Origin of the sequence: Cupriavidus sp. WS, from assembly GCF_000395345.1 — a bacterium.
In the GTDB taxonomy this organism is placed as follows: Bacteria; Pseudomonadota; Gammaproteobacteria; order Burkholderiales; family Burkholderiaceae; genus Cupriavidus; species Cupriavidus basilensis_B.
Genome location: NZ_AQPL01000540.1, coordinates 1 through 461, shown reverse-complemented (window position 1 = coordinate 461; position 461 = coordinate 1). Strand labels below are relative to the sequence as shown.

Below are 461 nucleotides of genomic sequence, written 5' to 3'. Positions count from 1 at the left end.
CAAAATTCCTGACACGTCCCAGATGCCAGGCGTCCAACGATCCGCTGGACATGCATGATCGTCTGCTCGATTTCTAGACGGCGACATCGGCGCCTGTCCTTAGCTCCCGCACCACAGCACACTGAACGAACTCATGCAGGCGGTGCAGATGTAGCGCGGGGGCCGTGAGGCCCTCGCGGGCGCTGTAACACTACGCGCCGTCCAAAGCCACAGCGCTCTCCATCAGCCGGCGAACGCTCTGGCGCACCTCTTCGGAGATAGGCCGCGGCGGGACGACCTCGGGAGCATTCGCATGGGGCTGGCCGCCTGCGATGACCTGGGCCACCATGCCCAGATTGCTTGGCGTCACGATGTCGATGGCCGCGCGATCACCCAGGTCGGGGTGTGGCCGGGTCAACATGCGGTAAAGCTCCCATGAATCCGCCTGCGGGTACTGGTGCATGAGCACCTGGGCCAGCTTA

1 pseudogene is annotated in these 461 nt (G+C 64.0%); it reads right to left on the bottom strand.

Annotation, left to right across the window (positions count from 1 at the left end):
* Positions 1-190 precede the first annotated feature (190 nt).
* Positions 191-461: pseudogene (locus K206_RS40110) on the bottom strand (integrase); the annotation flags it as partial.